Here is a 17,497-nt window from a genome sequence, read left to right on the forward strand (position 1 = left end):
GAAAACAAAGGCGGCCACGGGGTCGCCTTTGTATTTTCAGGATGCGGCTAATCTGCCGGCGTGGTCAGACGCCTCGCCCCGATTGGCGGGCTGCGTGAAGTAACGGCGGTCTTCCCAGCGCAGCATCGTCAAGTCGCCGCCCCAGCAACAGCCGGTATCCAGCCCGATCACGCCTTCCGGCGTGCCCTTGCCTTCGAGCGAGGCCCAGTGGCCGAAGATGATGGTGTATTCCGGGTCCACCAGGCGCGGCAGCTCGAACCACGGCTTCAGCGGCGCCGGCGCGCTGCCCGGCGCATCTTTGCAGATCATGTCGAGCTGGCCGTTGGGGAAGCAGTAGCGCATGCGCGTGAACGCATTGGTGCTGAAACGCAGGCGCGCCAGGCCGCTCAGCTCCGGCGCCCAGTTGTTCGGCATGTCACCGTACATGGCGTCGAGGAATAGCGGATAGCTGTCGCTGCTCAATACCGCTTCCACTTCGCGCGCGCACATTTTCGCGGTGTCGATATCCCACTGCGGGGTGATGCCGGCGTGCGCCATCACCAGCTTTTGCTCATCATCCACCTGCAGCACCGGTTGGCGGCGCAGCCAGTTGATCAGCTCGTCGGCGTCAGGCGCCTCCAGCAGCGGGGTGATGCGATCTTTGGGTTTGTTGCGGCTGATGCCGGCGTAGACCGCCAGCAGGTGCAGATCGTGGTTGCCCAGCACCATGCGCACCGCCGGACCGAGCGAGCGCACGTAGCGCAGCACGTCCAGCGAGGCGGGGCCGCGCGCCACCAGATCGCCGGTCAGCCACAGTTGATCGCGCTCGGGATCGAACGCAACCTGAGCCAGCAGCGACTTCAGTTCATCGAAACAGCCGTGAACGTCGCCGATAAGGTATGTCGACATAATTAATGGATCAGCGTTGGAATGGCTAAGCGAAACACGGGAATAGCGGTGCGGAACGGCTGACCCTGATGGTCAACCATTTCGTAATGGCCTTCCATGGTGCCCAGCGGCGTTTCCAGAATGGCGCCGCTGGTGTACTGAAACTCTCCGCCGGGCGGAATGACGGGCTGTTCGCCGATCACGCCTTCGCCCTGGACTTCGGTTTGGCGGCCGTTGCTGTTGGTGATCAGCCAGTAACGGCCCAGCAGTTGCACGTTGGTCCGCCCCAGATTGCGGATGGTGATGGTATAGGCGAAGACGTAACGCTCTTCTTCAGGGATCGACTGTGATTCCACATAGATGCTCTGAACCTGAATACACACGCGGGGCGAATCAATCATGACAACAACTCCTTATTGCTGCGGCGCCGGATTGGCTGACAGCCAGTTCGCCAGCTTGCAGTACTGCGCCACAGAAATATTTTCTGCTCTGAGCGAAGGATCAACGCCCAGCTCCGTCAGCTGCTCCGGCGTGAACAGGTCGCCCAGGCTGTTGCGGATGGTTTTCCGCCGCTGGTTGAACGCCTGCGTGGTGATGCGGCTCAGCATGCGCACGTCGCCCACCGGGTTCGGCAGCTCGGTGTGCGGGACCAGGCGCACCACGGCGGAATCGACTTTCGGCGGCGGCGCGAACGCGGTCGGCGGCACTTCCAGCACCGGAATGACGTTGCAGTAGTACTGCGCCATCACGGTCAAACGCCCGTAGGCCTTGCTGTTCGGGCCGGCCACCAGACGGTTGACCACCTCTTTTTGCAACATAAAGTGCATGTCGCGGATTGCCTGAGTATAGCTGAAAAGGTGGAACATCAGCGGCGTCGAAATATTGTACGGCAGGTTACCAAATACGCGCAGCGGTTGGCCAGCTTCCTCGGCCAGTTCGGCGAAATTCACCGTCATGGCGTCCTGCTGGCGGATGGTCAGCTTGTCTTTCAGCCGCGGATGGTTCTCCAACCGGGTGGCTAGATCGCGGTCCAGTTCGATCACCGTCATGCGGTCCATGCGCGCGCCAACCGGCTCGGTCAAGGCGCCGAGGCCGGGGCCGATCTCGACCACCGCTTCGCCCGGCTGCGGGTGAATGGCGGAGACAATGCTATCGATGACAAACTGATCGGTTAAAAAGTTTTGTCCAAAGCGTTTGCGGGCAAAGTGCCCTTGGTGGACTCTGTTATTCATTACAATTAATTATCATTTTAATGGCGAGATTCAGGGCCGTTTGGAAACTGCCGACATCGGCGGTGCCGGTGCCGGCCAGTTCCAGAGCGGTACCGTGGTCGACCGAGGTGCGTATGAAAGGCAAACCGAGGGTGATATTCACCGCGCGGCCGAACCCTTGGTATTTTAGCACCGGCAGCCCCTGATCGTGATACATCGCCAGCACCGCATCGGCATCTTGCAGATATTTGGGCTGGAACAGGGTGTCCGCCGGCAGCGGGCCGATCAGATGGATACCGTCAGCGCGCAGCGCGTCGAGCGCCGGGATGATGGTGTCTATCTCTTCGCGCCCCATATGGCCGCCTTCCCCGGCGTGGGGATTCAGACCGCAGACGTAAATGTGCGGCTGAGCGATGCCAAATTTGGTTTTCAGATCGTGGTCGAGAATGCGAATGACTTCGAACAGGCTCTGCTGCGTGATGGCGCCCGGCACCGCCAGCAGCGGCAGGTGGGTGGTCGCCAGCGCCACGCGCAGCTCTTCGGTCGCGAGCATCATCACCACGCGATCGCAGCGGCTGCGGTCGGCAAAGAATTCGGTATGGCCGATAAACGGCACGCCGGCGTCGTTGATCACGCCTTTGTTCACCGGGCCGGTGATCAGCGCGGCAAATTCGCCGTTCAGGCAGCCGTCGCAGGCGCGCGCCAGGGTTTCCACCACGTAGGCGCTGTTGCCGACGTTCAGTTCACCGGCGGTGACCGGCTGAGCGAGCGACACCGGCAGCACGGTCAGCGTGCCGGCGCGTTGCGCCTCGGCCGGTTGCTGCGGTTGGTAGTCGCGCAGCGTCAGCGGCAGGCCCAAACGCCTGGCGCGTTCAAGCAGCAGGGCCGGATCGGCGCACACCACCAGCTCAACAGGCCAATCCTGTTGCGCCAGGGCAGCTACCAAATCCGGCCCCACCCCGGCGGGTTCGCCGGGGGTAATGACGACGCGTTTATTGCTGCGCATCGCTGCCATCGAGGATCTTCACGTAAGCCTGGGCGCGCTGTTCCTGCATCCAGGTCTGCGCCTCTTCGGCGAATTTACGGTTGAACAGCATGCGGTAAGCGCGATCTTTCTGCGCGGCGTCGGTTTTATCCACCTGACGGGTATCCAGCAGCTGAATCAGGTGCCAACCGAAGGAAGAGTGCACCGGTGCGCTGATTTCACCTTTGCTCAGCTTCAGCAACGCATCGCGGAAGGCCGGATCGTAGATGTCCGGGGAGGCCCAGCCCAGATCGCCGCCCTGCATGGCGGAACCCGGATCCTGCGACAGCTGTTTGGCTTCGTCGGCGAATTTGGCGCGGCCGCTCTTGATGGCTTCCGCAACGGATTGCAGCTTGGCGCGCGCCTGATCGTCAGTCAGCACCACCGAAGGCTTCAGCAGGATGTGACGGGCGTGCACTTCGGTGACCGACACCGACTGGCTGGCGCCGCGGATATCGTTCACTTTCAGGATGTGGAAGCCGACGCCGGAACGGATTGGGCCGACGACGTCGCCTTTCTTGGCGCTCACCAGACGTTCAGCGAACAGGGTCGGGATCTCTTGCAGCTTGCCCCAGCCCATGTTGCCGCCTTTCAGCGCCTGAGAGTCGGCGGAGTAAGTGATCGCCAGCTTGCCGAAGTCGGCGCCGCTGTTGATCTCACCCACCAGGCGTTTGGCCAGCTCTTCGGCTTTGTCGACCTGCTGCTGCGACGGGTTTTCCGGCAGCGGGATCAGGATGTGGCTGATGTTCATTTCGGTGTCGCTGCCGTTCTGCGCGCCCACCTGTTTGGCCAGCGCGTCCACTTCCTGCGGCAGGATGGTGACGCGGCGGCGCACTTCGTTGTTACGCACTTCGGAAATCAGCATCTCTTTACGGATCTGCGAACGGTAGGTGTTGTAGTTCAACCCTTCGTACGACAGGCGGCTGCGCAGCTGATCGACGTTCATGCGGTTCTGCGCGGCGATGTTGGCGATCGCTTTGTCCAGCTCGGCGTCGGAGACGGTGATGCCCATTTTCTTGGCCATCTGCAGCTGGATGTTATCCATGATCAGACGTTCGATGATCTGATGGCGCAGCGTCTTGTCGTCCGGCAGTTGCTGACCGGCCTGCTGGGCGTTGAGCTTCACCGACTGCAACAGTCCGTTGACGTCGCTTTCGAGTACCACGCCGTTATCCACGACGGCGGCGACTTTATCCACTTCTTGGGGTGCTGCGAACGCGGCATTGGCGCAAACCACCAATCCGAGAATAAGCGTTCTCCAGTTCTTCATACATTTCCCATTATGTAATCCGCAAATGCGGGTGAAAGTTCTCGTTTTCAAAGTGTTGCAAAGCGTCAGAATGCGCGCTGATACGGCAGGATGCCGGAGCGCAGCATTTCTGCGGAGCCGAGACTATGATCGCTGCTCAGGCCGCGCAGTTCGACGTTGAACGAAACTCTGTTGTCGTAAACGCTGGTATTGTTGCTGTTGTTCCAGTCGGTGATCTTGCGCTCATAGCCCAGCGTCACCGCCCAGCAGCAGGTGTTGTACTTCAGCCCCACCAGCTGATCGGCGGATTGTTTGGCACGGGTGTCGTAGTAGTACGCCCCGACCACTGCCCAACGATCGGCGATCGGCCAGCTGCCGGTGATACCCACCTGCGAGATGCCGTCCTGGAAGGCCGGAACCGTTTTGGTGTTCAACGCCGTCTGGATATATTCCGGCGTGGCGTAACGGTAGTTCAGCTGCACTACGCGCTCGGCATCCTGGCGGTATTCCACCACGCCGTTGCCCAGCGAGACGCTGTTCAGGCGGGTGTCATACTGCAGGCCGCCGCGCAGGCCCCAACGATCGTCGATTTTCCAATAGGTATCGCCGGCCCAGGCCACGCTGCCGGTATCGTCGTTGTTGTCGTACCCGGTTACCCGATCGCCGGTGCGCGAACGGCTGAAGTAGTAGATTTGACCCACGGAAGCGTTAAAACGTTCAACCAGCGCGTCATCATAAATGCGGGTGGTCAAACCGGTAGACACGCGGTTCTGCGAAGCGATGCGATCCAGGCCGCTGTAGGTGCGATCGCGGAACAGGCCGGAGTAGTCGGTCTGCAGCAGCGTGGTGTCGTAGGTGTAGATGTTGCTCTGGTCACGGTACGGCACGTACAGGTACTGCACGCGCGGCTCCAGCGTCTGGGTGGCGCCTTCGGCCCAGATCATCGGCCGCTCGAACACCAGCTTGCCGTCGACCTTGAACTGCGGCAGTACGCGGTTGACCGAATCATCGAGCTCCGGCGCGGCAGCGTTTTTGCGGCTCTGGTAGTTGGCGGCGAAACCGTCAGGAATATCCTGCTGGTAATGGGTCGCCATCACCTTGGCTTCGGTGTTCAGGCTGGCCCAGCCGTTGGTGAGCGGCAGGCTCAGCGTCGGCTCCATATGCAGACGGGTGGCGTCCGGGCTGTATGGGTTGACGCTGGTGAACTTGGCCGCCTGGCCGTAGATATGGAAATCGAACGGACCGAGGTCGTTCTTGTAGTAGTTCAGATCCAACTGCGGTTGGACTTTATACGAGTCCGACTGTGAGCGATCGGTATCGTCGTAAATCTGGAACTGTTTGGAGCTCAGCGTGGCGTTCCAGTTCTCGTTGGCGTAGCCGAGGCTGAATTTCTGCGTGGCGTAGCCGTCGGTGGTGGAGCCGTATTTGGAGTCCAGATCGGTGAAGTACTTGGAATCGCTGACCTTGGTGTAATCGACGTTGAAGCGCCACACCTGATCCATAACGCCGTTGTGGTTCCAGTAGAACAGCCAGCGTTTGTTGTCGTCATGATCTTTGCCGTATTCCTTGTCGTCCGGCAACCAGTCGAACTCCATCAGGCCGAGGCCCGGCTGCACCAGATAACGGAACTCGGTCTGCCACTGCAGGCCGCGCTTGGACATATAGTGTGGCGTGATGGTGGCGTCGTAGTTCGGCGCGATGTTCCAGTAGTACGGCAACATGAACTCGAAGCCGTTGTTGCTGCCGTACTTGGCGTTCGGGATCAGGAAGCCGGAACGGCGCTTGTCGCCGACCGGCAGCTGCAGGTACGGGCTGTAGAACACCGGCACGCCGCCGATGCGGAAGCGGGCGTTCCATATTTCCGCCACCTGCTCTTCGCGATCGTGGATCACTTCGGAACCGACCACGCTCCAGCTGTCGTCGCCCGGCAGACAGGAGGTAAAGGTGCCGTTTTCCAGGATGGTGTAACGGTTGGCGCCGCGCATTTTCATCTTGTCGGCGTCGCCGCGCCCCTGACGGCCTACCATCTGGTAGTCGCCTTCATAGACGTCGGTATCTTTGGTATTCAGGTTAGACCAGGCCTTCGGGCCTTTCAGTTTGATCTGATTGTCGCTGTAGTGCACGTCGCCGGTGGCGGTGACGGTACGCACCGGTTCCGTCTGGCCGGGGTTTTGCGTCTGATTCAGCTCAACTTCTTTGGCGGTCAGGGTGCTGTTGCCCTGCTCGATATGCACGTTGCCGCTGAACAGGGCGCTTTTCGGGTAGTCGGCGCGCGAGTCATCGGCATTGATGGTCACCGGCTGGCTGTTCGGATCGCCGCTGACCAAAGGCTTGTCGTAAACAGGAACGCCAAGCATGCATTGCTCGGCCAGATCAGCCAGCGCATGCTGACTGTAGAGTGCCGTCCAAATCATCGTGGCCAGCAGTGTTGGGAAACTTTTTTTCATACGCGGTTTTGGTGTTCCGTCATCAGAGGCGTCGTGTCCGGCAAACGGTCAGAGACTATATTACTCATCTGCGTTGCGCTAGTGCTAAATCCAGCCGTTTACTTGCGTCGTCGTTAGGCGCAAAGATAAATGACAGGTATGATAATCCAAATTCTAGGAAAAATCGCCTGCGCCCTTTCCTGAAACGGAGGAGAGCGGGCGGCTTTCGGCATGATAATTGAGGAGTATATGCAGTATTGGGGAAAACTGCTCGGCGTCATCGTCGCCATCTGGTCTGGCGCGGGATTCTGGGGTGTAGTTCTGGGGCTGATTATCGGTCATATGATCGATACGGCGCGCAGCAACAAGCGCAGCCGGGGGTTTTTCACCGACCAGCAAACGCGGCAAACGCTGTTTTTCCGCACCACTTTTCAGGTGATGGGCCACCTGACCAAATCCAAAGGGCGCGTCACCGAGGCGGATATCCAGATCGCCAGCCTGTTTATGGATCGCCTGCAGCTGCACGGCGAAGCGCGCACCGCGGCGCAGCAGGCGTTCCGCGAGGGCAAACAGAGCCAGTTCCCGCTGCGTGAGACGCTGCAGCAGTTTCGCAGCATCTGTTTCGGCCGCTTCGATCTGATTCGGATGTTTCTGGAAATTCAGATTCAGGCGGCGTTTGCCGACGGCTCGCTGCACCCGAACGAACGTCAGGTGCTGTATGTCATCGCCGAAGAGCTGGGCATTTCGCGCGCGCAGTTCGATCAGTTCCTCAGCATGATGGAGGGCGGGCGTCAGTTCGGCGGCGGTCAGCAGGGCGGGTATTCGCAGGGCGGCTATCAGCAGGCTCAGCGCGGCCCGACGCTCGACGATGCGTGCAAGGTGCTCGGCGTGCGCAGCAGCGACGATGCCGCCACCATCAAACGCGCCTACCGCAAGCTGATGAGCGAACACCATCCGGATAAGCTGGTGGCGAAAGGCTTGCCGCCGCAGATGATGGAAATGGCCAAGCAGAAAGCGCAGGAGATCCAGGCGGCGTACGACCTGATCAAACGCGAGAAAGGTTTTAAATAACGATACCCGTCATACTTCGAGCTGCAGGTGTGTTGGCTGCCCGCGCTTACCCCGGTCACGTACTTTTTGTACGCTCCCGGGGCTGCGCTTAGTTGCCGCCTTCCTGCAACTCGAATTATTTAGGGTATCTCAGGGTGATGAGCTCAGAAATCCGGCTCGGCGCGAAAGTGCATCGGCGTCTGGAAGGCGGGGTGGGTGATGCGCAGCTCTTGCGCATGCAGCTGTAGCCGTGGCGCCATCGCCTTAGCCTCCGGCGGGGCGTAGAAACCGTCGCCGAGGATCGGGTGCCCCAGCGCCAGCATGTGCACCCGCAGCTGATGTGAACGGCCGGTGATCGGCGTTAGCTTCACGCGCGTGCTGCCATCGGCGTCTCGCGACAGCACCAGATACTCGGTTTGCGCCGCTTTGCCGGTGTCAAAACACACCTTTTGCAGCGGCCGGTTCGGCCAGTCGCAGATCAGCGGCAAATCCACCAGTCCTTCGTCATGTTCCATATGCCCCCAAACGCGGGCGATATAGGATTTCTTCGGTTCGCGTTCGCGGAACTGACGCTTCAGCTCACGCTCGGCGGCCTTGTTGAGCGCCACCACGATCACCCCGCTGGTGGCCATGTCCAGCCGGTGCACCGATTCGGCGGCCGGATGATCGGCCTGAATGCGGGTCATCAGGCTGTCTTTGTTTTCCGGCGCGCGGCCGGGCACCGACAGCAAGCCGCTGGGCTTGTTGACCACCATGATGTGTTCATCCTGATACAGGATGTGCAGCGGGTCCTGCGGGGGATTGTAGGGTTCCATCTTGGCTCCGCGAAAAGGGCCGACCGGGGAGACGGTGGCCTCCCCATGTCGCGCCGGTTACTGGTGGGTGACTACCACCAGACGAATGGCGTCCAGGCGCCAGCCGGCTTCATTGAGGTTGGCCAGCACCTGACGGCGGTTGAACTCCAGCGCTTCGACTTCGTCGTCGCGGATGTTCGGGTTGACCGCCTTCAGCGCTTCCAGACGCGCCAGCTCGGCGCTCAGCTTGTCGTCCGCCTCTTGCTTCGCTTGTTCGATAAGCGTGCGCGCCTGCGCTTCCACCAGGCTTTCCGCCTGCTGCAGCATGGCGTGCACGTCTTGCTGCACGGCATTGACCAGCTTGCTGGAAGTGTGGCGGTTGACCGCGTTCAACTGGCGGTTGAAGCTTTCGAACTCGACCTGCGCCGCCAGGTTGGTGCCCTTGCGGTCCATCAGCATGCGGATCGGCGTCGGCGGCAGGAAGCGGGTCAGCTGCAGGTGCTTCGGCGCCTGGGCTTCCACCACGTACACCAGCTCAACCAGCAGGGTGCCCACCGGCAACGCTTTGTTTTTCAACAGGGACACCGCGCAGCTGCCGGTATCGCCGGACAGGATCAGATCCAGGCCGTTGCGGATGATCGGGTGTTCCCAACTGACGAACTGCGCGTCTTCGCGCGACAGCGCCCGATCGCGATCGAAGGTGACGGTGCAGCCGTCCTGCGGCAGGCCCGGGAAGTCCGGCACCAGCATATGGTCGGACGGCGTGAGCACGATCAGGTTGTCGCTGCGGTCTTCCTGATTGATGCCGACGATGTCGAACAGGTTGAGCGCGAAGCCCACCAGGTTGACGTCGTTATCCTGCTCGGCGATGGCGGCGGCCAGCGCCTGGGCTTTTTCGCCGCCGTTGGAGTGCATCTCCAGCAGGCGATCGCGGCCCTGTTCCAGCTGCGCTTTCAACTGGTCATGCTGCTGGCGGCAGGCGTGGATGAATTCGTCCAGGCCTTCCTGCTCGGTCGGCGCGGCCAGATAGCCGATCAACTGCTCGTAGCAGCTGTCGTAGATGGTGCGGCCGGTCGGGCAGGTGTGTTCGAAGGCGTCGAGCCCTTCGTGGAACCAGCGGCCCAGCACCGCCTGCGCGGTGTGCTCCAGGTAAGGCACCATGATTTGGATATCGTGCATCTGGCCGATACGGTCCAGACGGCCGATACGCTGCTCCAGCAGATCCGGGTTGAACGGCAGATCGAACATCACCAGCTGGCTGGCGAACTGGAAGTTGCGGCCTTCGGAACCGATCTCGGAACACAGCAGCACCTGCGCGCCTTCTTCTTCGGAGGCGAAGTAGGCGGCGGCGCGGTCGCGCTCGATGATCGACAGCCCTTCGTGGAACACCGCGGCGCGGATCGCTTCACGCTCGCGCAGCACCTGCTCCAGCTGCAGCGCGGTGTCGGCTTTGGCGCAGATCACCAGCACTTTTTCGTTGCGGTTGGCCAGCAGGTAATCCAGCAGCCACTCGACGCGCGGGTCGAAGTTCCACCAGGTGGCGTTTTCGCCTTCGAATTCCTGGTAGATTTGCTCCGGGTACAGCATGTCGCGCGCGCGGGCTTCGACGGACTTTTTGGCGCCCATGATGCCGGACACTTTGATCGCGGTCTGATATTGGGTCGGCAGCGGCAGCTTGATCTGGTGCAGGTTGCGGTGCGGGAAGCCCTTCACGCCGTTACGGGTGTTGCGGAACAGCACGCGGCTGGTGCCGTGGCGATCCATCAGCATCGAAACCAGCTCCTGACGCGCCTGCTCGGCGTTGTCGCCTTCGCTGTTGGCGGCTTTGAGCAGCGGCTCGATGTCCTGCTCGTCGATCAGCTCGCCCAGCAGGTTAAGCTTGTCGTCGGCCAGGCGTTCACCGCTCAGCAGCAGGGTGACGGCGTCGGCCACCGGACGGTATTTCTGCTGCTCGGCGACGAACTCGCCGTAGTCGTGGAAACGGTTCGGGTCGAGCAGGCGCAGGCGCGCAAAGTGGCTCTGTTGACCGAGCTGTTCCGGGGTGGCGGTCAGCAGCAGCACGCCGGGGATATGCTCGGCCAGCTGTTCGATCACCTGATATTCGCGGCTTGGCGCCTCTTCGCTCCAGGCCAGGTGGTGCGCTTCATCGACCACCAGCAGATCCCACTGGGCGTCCGCCAGCTCTTCCAGGCGCTGCTTGTTGCGGCGCACGAAGTCCAGCGAGCAGATCACCAACTGTTCGGTCTCAAACGGGTTGCTGCTGTCGAGTTTGGCTTCGGCGTAGCGGCTGTCGTCGAACAGCGAGAAGTAGAGGTTGAAGCGGCGCATCATCTCCACCAGCCACTGGTGCTGCAGCGTTTCCGGCACCACGATCAGCACGCGTTCGGCGCGCCCCGCCAGCAGCTGCTGGTGGATGATCATGCCGGCTTCGATGGTTTTGCCGAGGCCGACTTCGTCCGCCAGCAGAACGCGCGGCGCATGGCGCTGGCCGACTTCATGAGCGATGTGCAGCTGGTGCGGGATCAGGCTGGCGCGCATGCCGCGCAGGCCGGCGAACGGCAGGCGATACTGCTCGCTCTGGTATTTGCGGGCGCGAAAACGCAGCGCGAAACGGTCCATGCGGTCGATTTGGCCGGCGAACAGGCGATCCTGCGGTTTGCTGAAGGTCAGCTTGCTGTCCAGCAGCACTTCGCGCATCGCCACGCCGCTTTCCTGGGTGTCCAGGCGGGTGCCGATATAGGTCAACAGACCGTTTTCCTCTTTCACCTCTTCCACCTGCAGCTGCCACCCCTCGTGGCTGCTGACGGTATCGCCCGGGTTGAACATCACGCGGGTGATCGGCGAATCGTTTCTGGCATAGAGGCGGTTTTCACCGGTGGCGGGGAAAAGCAGGGTAATCATGCGCGCGTCCAGCGCCACGACGGTGCCCAGTCCTAATTCGCTTTCCGTGTCGCTGATCCAGCGTTGACCAAGAGTAAAAGGCATATATTGTCGGCTCGATTCTTTGTAAGTAAGTCTTGTTACCGGGCGGGAAGGGCCGCGGCACCTGTACTGAACGTCTGCTAATCCCGGTTTGTTTTAAATTTGGCGGGCAATAGCCGTTCACGCCATGCAGACGTCGCGAGACGGCAGGGCTAAGCGTGGTTCAGTTTTGGGAAGGGCGCTATGGTAATGGAAGGCGGCGCGTTCGTCACCTGCAAAACCGGATGATTTTTCTTAACCTGGCGCAATCTCAAAACAGCCCCATCTGCCCGGTGACCAGCGTGGTGAAATCGTCGTGCAAGAAAGGGAGTATAGCGTCTGCCACCGGTTGCAGCTGCCGTTCAAGGTAGTGCTGATAATCGATGGGCGAATGGCGGGTTTCCAGCGGTTCCGGCCCGGCCACGGTCATCACGTAGCTGATCCAGCCGCCGTTCTGATACTGCAGCGGCCTCCCCTGGCTGCGGTTGTAGTCGTCGGCGATGCGCGCGGCGCGGGCGTGCGGCGGCACGTTGCGCTGATAGTCATCGAGCTTTCTGCGCAGCCGTTTGCGGTACACCAGTTGATCGTCGAAGTCGCCGTTCAGGGTTTTGCCGACGTAATCGCGCACATAGTCCTGGTAGGGCTGTTGTTTGAAGATACGCTGATAGAGCTGCTGCTGGAACTGCTGCGCCAGCGGCGTCCAGTCGGTGCGCACCGTTTCCAGCCCTTTGTACACCATCTCTTCCTCGCCGTCGGCGCGCGCGATCAGGCCGGCGTAGCGTTTTTTGCTGCCCTGTTCGGCGCCGCGAATGGTCGGCATCAGGAAGCGGGAATAGTGGGTTTCGAACTCCAGTTCCAGCGCGTTCTCCAGCCCGAACTGCTGCTGCAGATGCTGTTGCCACCAGGCGTTGACCCGCTGCACCAGCGCCCGGCCGATCTGAGCCGCCTGCTGCTCGTCATGCGGCTGTTTCAGCCACACGAAGGTGGAGTCGGTGTCGCCGTAAATCACCTGATAGCCTTCGGCCTCGATCAACTCGCGGGTTTGGCGCATGATCTCGTGGCCGCGCAGGGTGATCGACGACGCCAGCCGCGGATCGAAGAAACGGCAGCCGCTCGATCCCAGCACGCCGTACAGCGCGTTCATGATGATCTTCAGCGCCTGCGACAGTGGCTTATTGTGCTGGCGTTTGGCGGCCTCGCGCCCCTGCCAGATCTGTTCGACGATCGCCGGCAGGCAGTGTTTACTGCGCGAGAAGCGGGCGTTGCGAAAGCCGGGCACCGAGTCGGCGTCGCTTGGGTGGCGCATGCCTTCCACCAGCCCGACCGGATCGATCAGGAAGGTGCGGATGATCGACGGGTACAGGCTTTTATAGTCCAGCACCAACACCGAATCGTACAGGCCGGGCCGGGAATCCATCACAAAGCCGCCGGGGCTGTGTTCCTCCGGCTGTTCGCCGAGGTTGGGGGCGACAAAGCCCAGGCGATGCATGCGCGGCATATAGAGGTGGCTGAAGGCCGCCACCGATCCGCCGCTGCGGTCGGCCGCCAGCCCGGTGACGGTGGCGCGCTCCAGCAGGAAGTTGAGCAGGTCGGCCTTGGCGAAGATGCGCGTCACCAGCTCACAGTCCTTCAGGTTGTAGCGAGCCAGCGCCGGCTTGTCTTCGGCGAAGCGCCGGTCGATCTCCGCCATGCGTTGATAAGGATTGTCGATCGCCTTGCCTTCGCCCAGCAGTTCCTGCGAAACGTATTCCAGGCTGAAGGAGGGAAAGTTCCAGGTGGCGGATTTCAGCGCCTCGATGCCATCGATGATCAGGCGGCCGGCGGCGGCGGCGAAAAAGTGATTCTGCTTGAAGCCGTGCTCGCGCCACTCCAGCAGGTTGCCGCCGCGCCCCAGCCGCAGCGGGATTTGGTAGCGCTCGGCGTGCTTTTGCAGCACCCGCAGATCGAACTGCACCAGGTTCCAGCCGATGATGGCATCGGGATCGTGCCGCTCCAGCCAGGCGTTCAACCGCTCCAGCAGCTGAGGGCGGCTGGCGCAGTATTCCAGATCGAAATCCAGCGGCTCATCGCCGCCGTTGGCCGGTCCCAGCATGTAGACCTGCCGCTGGCCGCAGCCTTCCAGCGCGATGGAGTAAAGCTCGCCGTGGGCGGTGGTTTCGATATCCAGCGACACCAGTTTTAGCGTTGGGCGGTACTCCGGCGCCGGCTTCATTTGGCCGCTGAGCAACGGCCCATTGCCGTCGCCCTGGCCGTTGAACCACACCGGCGCGGTGATGAAGCGTTCCATCAGGTAGCGCTCCGGCGGGCGAATGTCGGCCTCGTAGACCGCAACGCCGCCTTCCCGCAGCAGTTTTTCCAGCTTGATGAGCTGACGGTGCTGGCGGCAGTACAGCCCTAGCATCGGGCGATGGTGAAAATCCGTCAGCGCCAGCGGTTTCAGTTCGACTTGCCGCTCTTCCCGCAGCAGCAGTTCCGCGCGCTGCCTTTGTTCGGCGGGGATAAACGCCACCGAGGTTTGCGGCGGCAGGCGTAGCTGACGCGGGCCGGCGTCGGTCGCCAGCCAGAATTCGACCTCGGTGCCGGCGGGCGTGTCGCGCCAGTGGCGAGTGAGCAGGAACCCCTGTTGCAGTGCTGTCATAACCCCTTCGTCTTCCGCCGGGCGGCGGGCGCGACATTCAGCGAGATGTCGGTTTTGGCGCTAATATAGATAAATTACAGTATGGGTTTTTATACAGTGATTGTCCATCGCCGCGCGGCGTTGCCAAATACGCATACAATTGATCGATTGACTCGTCTGCGGCGGCACTGGAAAATCCTCCGCCCGTTTGGCCCGAATAATCCACAGAGGTGTAATGGAAGCCTATTTACAAGATTTGATCACCCAGTCACTGGCTTTCACCCTGATGGTCGTTCTGCTGGTCGCTTTTCTGGAGTCGCTGGCGCTGGTGGGGCTGCTGTTGCCCGGCACTGTGATGATGGCCAGCATCGGCGCGTTGATCGGCAGCGGCAAGGTGGACTTTTACTACGCTTGGGCGGCGGGCATCGTCGGTTGCCTGCTCGGTGACTGGATCTCTTATTTCGTCGGCCGCGCGTTCAAGGGGCCATTACACCGTTGGTCTTTCCTGAAGAAAAACAAGGCGCTGCTAGACAAAACCGAGCACGCCTTGCACCAGCACAGCATGGCGACCATTCTGATCGGCCGTTTCGTCGGCCCGACGCGCCCGTTGGTGCCGATGGTGGCCGGGATGCTCGATCTGCCGCCGTACAAGTTCGCGCTGCCGAACATCATCGGTTGCCTGACCTGGCCGCCGGTTTATTTCTTCCCCGGCATTCTGGCGGGCGTGGCGATCGATATTCCCGCCGGCGCCGACAGCGCGATGTTCAAGTGGCTGCTGCTCGCGGCGGCGTTGCTGGTCTGGCTGGCGGTATGGTTGAGCTGGCGCTGGTGGCGTGAGGGTAAGCGCAGCGCCGATCGGCTGAGCCGTTGGCTGACACCGCTGCGGCTGCGCGTGGTGTGCGGATTGAGTTGGCTGGCGGCGCTGGCGGCCGGTTATGCGCTGAGCCAGCAGCCTCTGATGCCGGTGTATCGCCACCTGCTGTGGCAGGTGTTGTCCGGGCAATGATTGCGGGGGCATTAGCCCCCGTTCGCCTTACTGGAAGAACGCTTCCAGCTGTTCAAATACCCGCACGTCTTCGCTGTGGCGCTTCACCTGCAGCACATCCTCCAGCTTTTCCACCTGGCTTATCATCTGCTCCAGCCGCTGATCGTCGGCGACCAGTAGCCAAATGCGGCTTTGCTGGCCGTCTTTCAATGGCAGGCACAAAATGCCTTCGACGTTGAACGCGCGGCGGGCGAACAGCCCGCAAACGTGCGACATCACGCCGGGATGGTTGCGCACCGCCAGCTCCAGGATCACCTGGGGTTTATCTTGTGGTTGCAGCATGGCTTATTCTCCAATCATGTCGATGTTGGCGGCGCCCGGCGGCACCATCGGGAACACTTTTTCGTTGATATCGATCAGCGCGTGGATCAGGCAGGGACCCGGGCGCTGGATCGCCTCGGCCAGCGCCGCCTGCGGATCTTCCGCGGCGTTCAGATCGCAGGTATCCAGCCCGAATCCGGCGGCGATTTTCAGGAAGTCGGTACGCTTCGGATAGGCGGCGGCGAAGATGCGCTGCTGGTAGAACAGGGTTTGCTGCTGGTGCACCAGCCCCAGCGCCTGGTTGTTCATCAAAATGATTTTCACGTCCAGATCGTGCTCGACCGCTGTGGCCATTTCCTGAATGTTCATCATCAGGCTGCCGTCGCCGGAGAAGCACAGCACTTTGCGCTTGGGCTCCGCCAGCGCCGCGCCGATCGCCGCCGGCAGACCGAAGCCCATGGTGCCCAGGCCGCCCGACGTCAGCCACTGGCGCGGCCGGCTCAGCGGATAGGCCTGCGCCACCCACATCTGATGCTGGCCTACGTCGGTGGTGATAATAGCGCTGTCGTCCACGCAGCGCGCGGCGGCCAGCACCAGGCCGTAATGGCTCAGCGGATCGTCGGCGTTCGGCATGTTGAACGGGAATTCGCGCTTCAGGTCGTTGACGGTGTTCAGCCATTCGCTGCGCGGCTGCGTGCCGATCTGCGGCAGCAGCTGTTGCAGCACCTGGCCGACGTCGGCATGGATCGCCACGTTGGCCTGTTTGACCTTGCCCAGCTCGGCGCGGTCGATATCCACATGAATGATGGCGGCGTTAGGGCAGAACTGCTCGGTTTTGCCGATCGCCCGATCGTCGAAGCGCGCGCCCAGCACGATCAGCAGATCGGCCTCCTGCAGAATGAAGTTGGTGCTGCGCGCGGCGTGCATGCCCAGCATGCCCAGTGACAGCGGGTGTTCCACCGGCATCGCGCCCAGCGCCATCAGCGTCATGGTGGTGGGCAAACCGGCGCGCTCGGCCAGCTCCAGCGCCTGCCGGTGAGCGTCGGCGCAGATGATGCCGCCGCCCAGGTAGAGGATGGGGCGTTTCGCCTGATTGATCATCGCGGCGGCCTGCGAAACCAGCGCCGGATCGAAGCTCGGAGCGGCGTCCGGCACGGCGATCGGCGGCAGCTCTTCCAGCGTGATGGTGGCGGTTTGCACATCTTTCGGCACATCGATCCAGACCGGGCCGGGGCGGCCGGACTCGGCGATGCGGAAGGCGTCGCCAATCACCTGCGGCAGTTCGCGGATATCGCGCACCAGATGGTTGTGCTTGGTGATCGGGATGGAAATGCCGTAGGTGTCCACTTCCTGGAAGGCGTCGGTGCCGATCATCGAGGAGGGCACCTGACCGGTGATGCACACCAGCGGAATGGAGTCGAGTTTGGCGTCGGCGATGGCGGTGACCAGGTTGGTGGCGCCCGGCCCGCTGGAGGCGATGCACACCGCCGCCTTGCCGTTGGCGCGCGCCATGCCTTGCGCCATAAAGCCCGCGCCCTGTTCGTGGCGCGCCAGCACGTGGTGAATGCGGGTGCTTTGGCTCAGCGCGTCATACAGCGGCAGCGCGGCGCCGCCGGGAATGCCGGCGACGGTGGTGATGCCCTGACGCTCCAGCAGATGAACGATCAATTGTGCGCCGGTGAAGCTGGTGCCCGGTTGAGGCGTGCCCGAAGTTGCCATGTTCCTGTCCTTTCTCAAGGCCGGTGAGCTTTGCTGGGCAGGGTGCTAAAACAAGAAACCCCGCCCGGTTTGCGCCGGCGGGGTTTGGGAATCGATGCGTTGATTCGGACCCTACGGCGCATTGCCGACGACCACCACCACACGCACGACGACCACCGCGGCTGGTAGCGCGGTAACTAGTAGGGTCGAAGTCAGCGAGGATGCGATCACAGGGAACCTTATCATCAGTAAAAAAAGTCAGGTTTTTATAAAAACACAGGCGCAAAATTCGCA

At 61.7% G+C, this 17,497-nt stretch carries 14 protein-coding genes; 2 read left to right on the top strand and 12 right to left on the bottom strand.

Annotation, left to right across the window (positions count from 1 at the left end; genetic code table 11):
- Window positions 1-36 precede the first annotated feature (36 nt).
- The 6 genes from apaH to lptD form a co-directional block, all read right to left on the bottom strand.
- Window positions 37-888, bottom strand: a complete 852-nt coding sequence (gene apaH / locus GT753_RS15180; protein WP_015376623.1) for a bis(5'-nucleosyl)-tetraphosphatase (symmetrical) ApaH — start codon at window positions 886-888, stop codon at window positions 37-39.
- A 2-nt stretch (window positions 889-890) separates the two neighbouring features.
- Window positions 891-1,268: a Co2+/Mg2+ efflux protein ApaG gene (gene apaG / locus GT753_RS15185; protein WP_015376624.1), complete on the bottom strand. Its 378-nt coding sequence runs from the start codon at window positions 1,266-1,268 to the stop codon at window positions 891-893.
- A gap of 12 nt (window positions 1,269-1,280) precedes the next feature.
- The gene (gene rsmA, locus GT753_RS15190) at window positions 1,281-2,099 is read right to left on the bottom strand and encodes a 16S rRNA (adenine(1518)-N(6)/adenine(1519)-N(6))-dimethyltransferase RsmA (RefSeq protein ID WP_004932881.1); all 819 of its coding nucleotides are present in this window, start codon (window positions 2,097-2,099) and stop codon (window positions 1,281-1,283) included.
- Window positions 2,092-3,093: a 4-hydroxythreonine-4-phosphate dehydrogenase PdxA gene (pdxA, locus tag GT753_RS15195; protein WP_021505353.1), complete on the bottom strand. Its 1,002-nt coding sequence runs from the start codon at window positions 3,091-3,093 to the stop codon at window positions 2,092-2,094. The genes rsmA and pdxA overlap by 8 nt, the downstream gene beginning before the upstream one ends.
- Window positions 3,071-4,372, bottom strand: coding sequence for a peptidylprolyl isomerase SurA (surA, locus tag GT753_RS15200; protein ID WP_004932876.1), 1,302 nt, complete (start codon window positions 4,370-4,372; stop codon window positions 3,071-3,073). Before surA ends, pdxA begins: the two co-directional genes overlap by 23 nt.
- A gap of 65 nt (window positions 4,373-4,437) precedes the next feature.
- On the bottom strand, window positions 4,438-6,798 hold the full coding sequence (lptD, locus tag GT753_RS15205) for an LPS assembly protein LptD (RefSeq protein WP_021505352.1): 2,361 nt from the start codon (window positions 6,796-6,798) through the stop codon (window positions 4,438-4,440).
- A 228-nt stretch (window positions 6,799-7,026) separates the two neighbouring features.
- Here lptD and djlA point away from each other — a divergent pair, with 228 nt between their 5' ends.
- Window positions 7,027-7,848 (top strand): co-chaperone DjlA, encoded by an 822-nt coding sequence (gene djlA / locus GT753_RS15210; RefSeq protein ID WP_015376627.1) that lies wholly within the window; start codon window positions 7,027-7,029, stop codon window positions 7,846-7,848.
- Between the two features lie 143 nt (window positions 7,849-7,991).
- On the opposite strand, the gene rluA is transcribed toward djlA, so the two are convergent.
- The 3 genes from rluA to GT753_RS15225 all read right to left on the bottom strand — a co-directional run bounded on the left by rluA (window position 7,992) and on the right by GT753_RS15225 (window position 14,220).
- Window positions 7,992-8,642: a bifunctional tRNA pseudouridine(32) synthase/23S rRNA pseudouridine(746) synthase RluA gene (gene rluA, locus GT753_RS15215; RefSeq protein ID WP_004932866.1), complete on the bottom strand. Its 651-nt coding sequence runs from the start codon at window positions 8,640-8,642 to the stop codon at window positions 7,992-7,994.
- Window positions 8,643-8,699: 57 nt separating this feature from the next.
- The gene (gene rapA, locus GT753_RS15220; protein ID WP_031300401.1) at window positions 8,700-11,606 is read right to left on the bottom strand and encodes an RNA polymerase-associated protein RapA; all 2,907 of its coding nucleotides are present in this window, start codon (window positions 11,604-11,606) and stop codon (window positions 8,700-8,702) included.
- A 247-nt stretch (window positions 11,607-11,853) separates the two neighbouring features.
- Window positions 11,854-14,220, bottom strand: a complete 2,367-nt coding sequence (locus GT753_RS15225; protein ID WP_076740935.1) for a DNA polymerase II — start codon at window positions 14,218-14,220, stop codon at window positions 11,854-11,856.
- A 214-nt stretch (window positions 14,221-14,434) separates the two neighbouring features.
- On the opposite strand from GT753_RS15225, the gene GT753_RS15230 reads away from it, so the two are divergent.
- Entirely contained in the window at window positions 14,435-15,205 is a 771-nt protein-coding gene (locus GT753_RS15230; protein ID WP_015376631.1) for a DedA family protein, read from the top strand.
- 27 nt (window positions 15,206-15,232) lie between these two features.
- Here the strand turns inward: GT753_RS15230 and ilvN are convergent, their stop codons facing one another.
- The 3 genes from ilvN to ivbL form a co-directional block, all read right to left on the bottom strand.
- On the bottom strand, window positions 15,233-15,526 hold the full coding sequence (gene ilvN, locus GT753_RS15235; RefSeq protein ID WP_016929110.1) for an acetolactate synthase small subunit: 294 nt from the start codon (window positions 15,524-15,526) through the stop codon (window positions 15,233-15,235).
- A gap of 3 nt (window positions 15,527-15,529) precedes the next feature.
- Window positions 15,530-17,224, bottom strand: coding sequence for an acetolactate synthase large subunit (gene ilvB / locus GT753_RS15240; protein ID WP_160125733.1), 1,695 nt, complete (start codon window positions 17,222-17,224; stop codon window positions 15,530-15,532).
- Between the two features lie 111 nt (window positions 17,225-17,335).
- Window positions 17,336-17,449, bottom strand: coding sequence for an ilvB operon leader peptide IvbL (gene ivbL, locus GT753_RS15245; RefSeq protein WP_154747116.1), 114 nt, complete (start codon window positions 17,447-17,449; stop codon window positions 17,336-17,338).
- Window positions 17,450-17,497 lie beyond the last annotated feature (48 nt).

Origin of the sequence: Serratia sp. Z4, assembly GCF_009900725.1 — a bacterium.
Classification (GTDB): Bacteria; Pseudomonadota; Gammaproteobacteria; order Enterobacterales; family Enterobacteriaceae; genus Serratia; species Serratia nematodiphila.

Excerpts from the sequence above, each read along its gene's own strand:
- apaH (WP_015376623.1), bottom strand. The coding sequence starts at position 888 with ATGTCGACATACCTTATCGGCGACGTTCACGGCTGTTTCGATGAACTG.
- apaG (WP_015376624.1), bottom strand. The coding sequence starts at position 1,268 with ATGATTGATTCGCCCCGCGTGTGTATTCAGGTTCAGAGCATCTATGTG.
- rsmA (WP_004932881.1), bottom strand. The coding sequence starts at position 2,099 with ATGAATAACAGAGTCCACCAAGGGCACTTTGCCCGCAAACGCTTTGGA.
- pdxA (WP_021505353.1), bottom strand. The coding sequence starts at position 3,093 with ATGGCAGCGATGCGCAGCAATAAACGCGTCGTCATTACCCCCGGCGAA.
- surA (WP_004932876.1), bottom strand. The coding sequence starts at position 4,372 with ATGAAGAACTGGAGAACGCTTATTCTCGGATTGGTGGTTTGCGCCAAT.
- lptD (WP_021505352.1), bottom strand. The coding sequence starts at position 6,798 with ATGAAAAAAAGTTTCCCAACACTGCTGGCCACGATGATTTGGACGGCA.
- djlA (WP_015376627.1), top strand. The coding sequence starts at position 7,027 with ATGCAGTATTGGGGAAAACTGCTCGGCGTCATCGTCGCCATCTGGTCT.
- rluA (WP_004932866.1), bottom strand. The coding sequence starts at position 8,642 with ATGGAACCCTACAATCCCCCGCAGGACCCGCTGCACATCCTGTATCAG.
- rapA (WP_031300401.1), bottom strand. The coding sequence starts at position 11,606 with ATGCCTTTTACTCTTGGTCAACGCTGGATCAGCGACACGGAAAGCGAA.
- GT753_RS15225 (WP_076740935.1), bottom strand. The coding sequence starts at position 14,220 with ATGACAGCACTGCAACAGGGGTTCCTGCTCACTCGCCACTGGCGCGAC.
- GT753_RS15230 (WP_015376631.1), top strand. The coding sequence starts at position 14,435 with ATGGAAGCCTATTTACAAGATTTGATCACCCAGTCACTGGCTTTCACC.
- ilvN (WP_016929110.1), bottom strand. The coding sequence starts at position 15,526 with ATGCTGCAACCACAAGATAAACCCCAGGTGATCCTGGAGCTGGCGGTG.
- ilvB (WP_160125733.1), bottom strand. The coding sequence starts at position 17,224 with ATGGCAACTTCGGGCACGCCTCAACCGGGCACCAGCTTCACCGGCGCA.
- ivbL (WP_154747116.1), bottom strand. The coding sequence starts at position 17,449 with ATGATAAGGTTCCCTGTGATCGCATCCTCGCTGACTTCGACCCTACTA.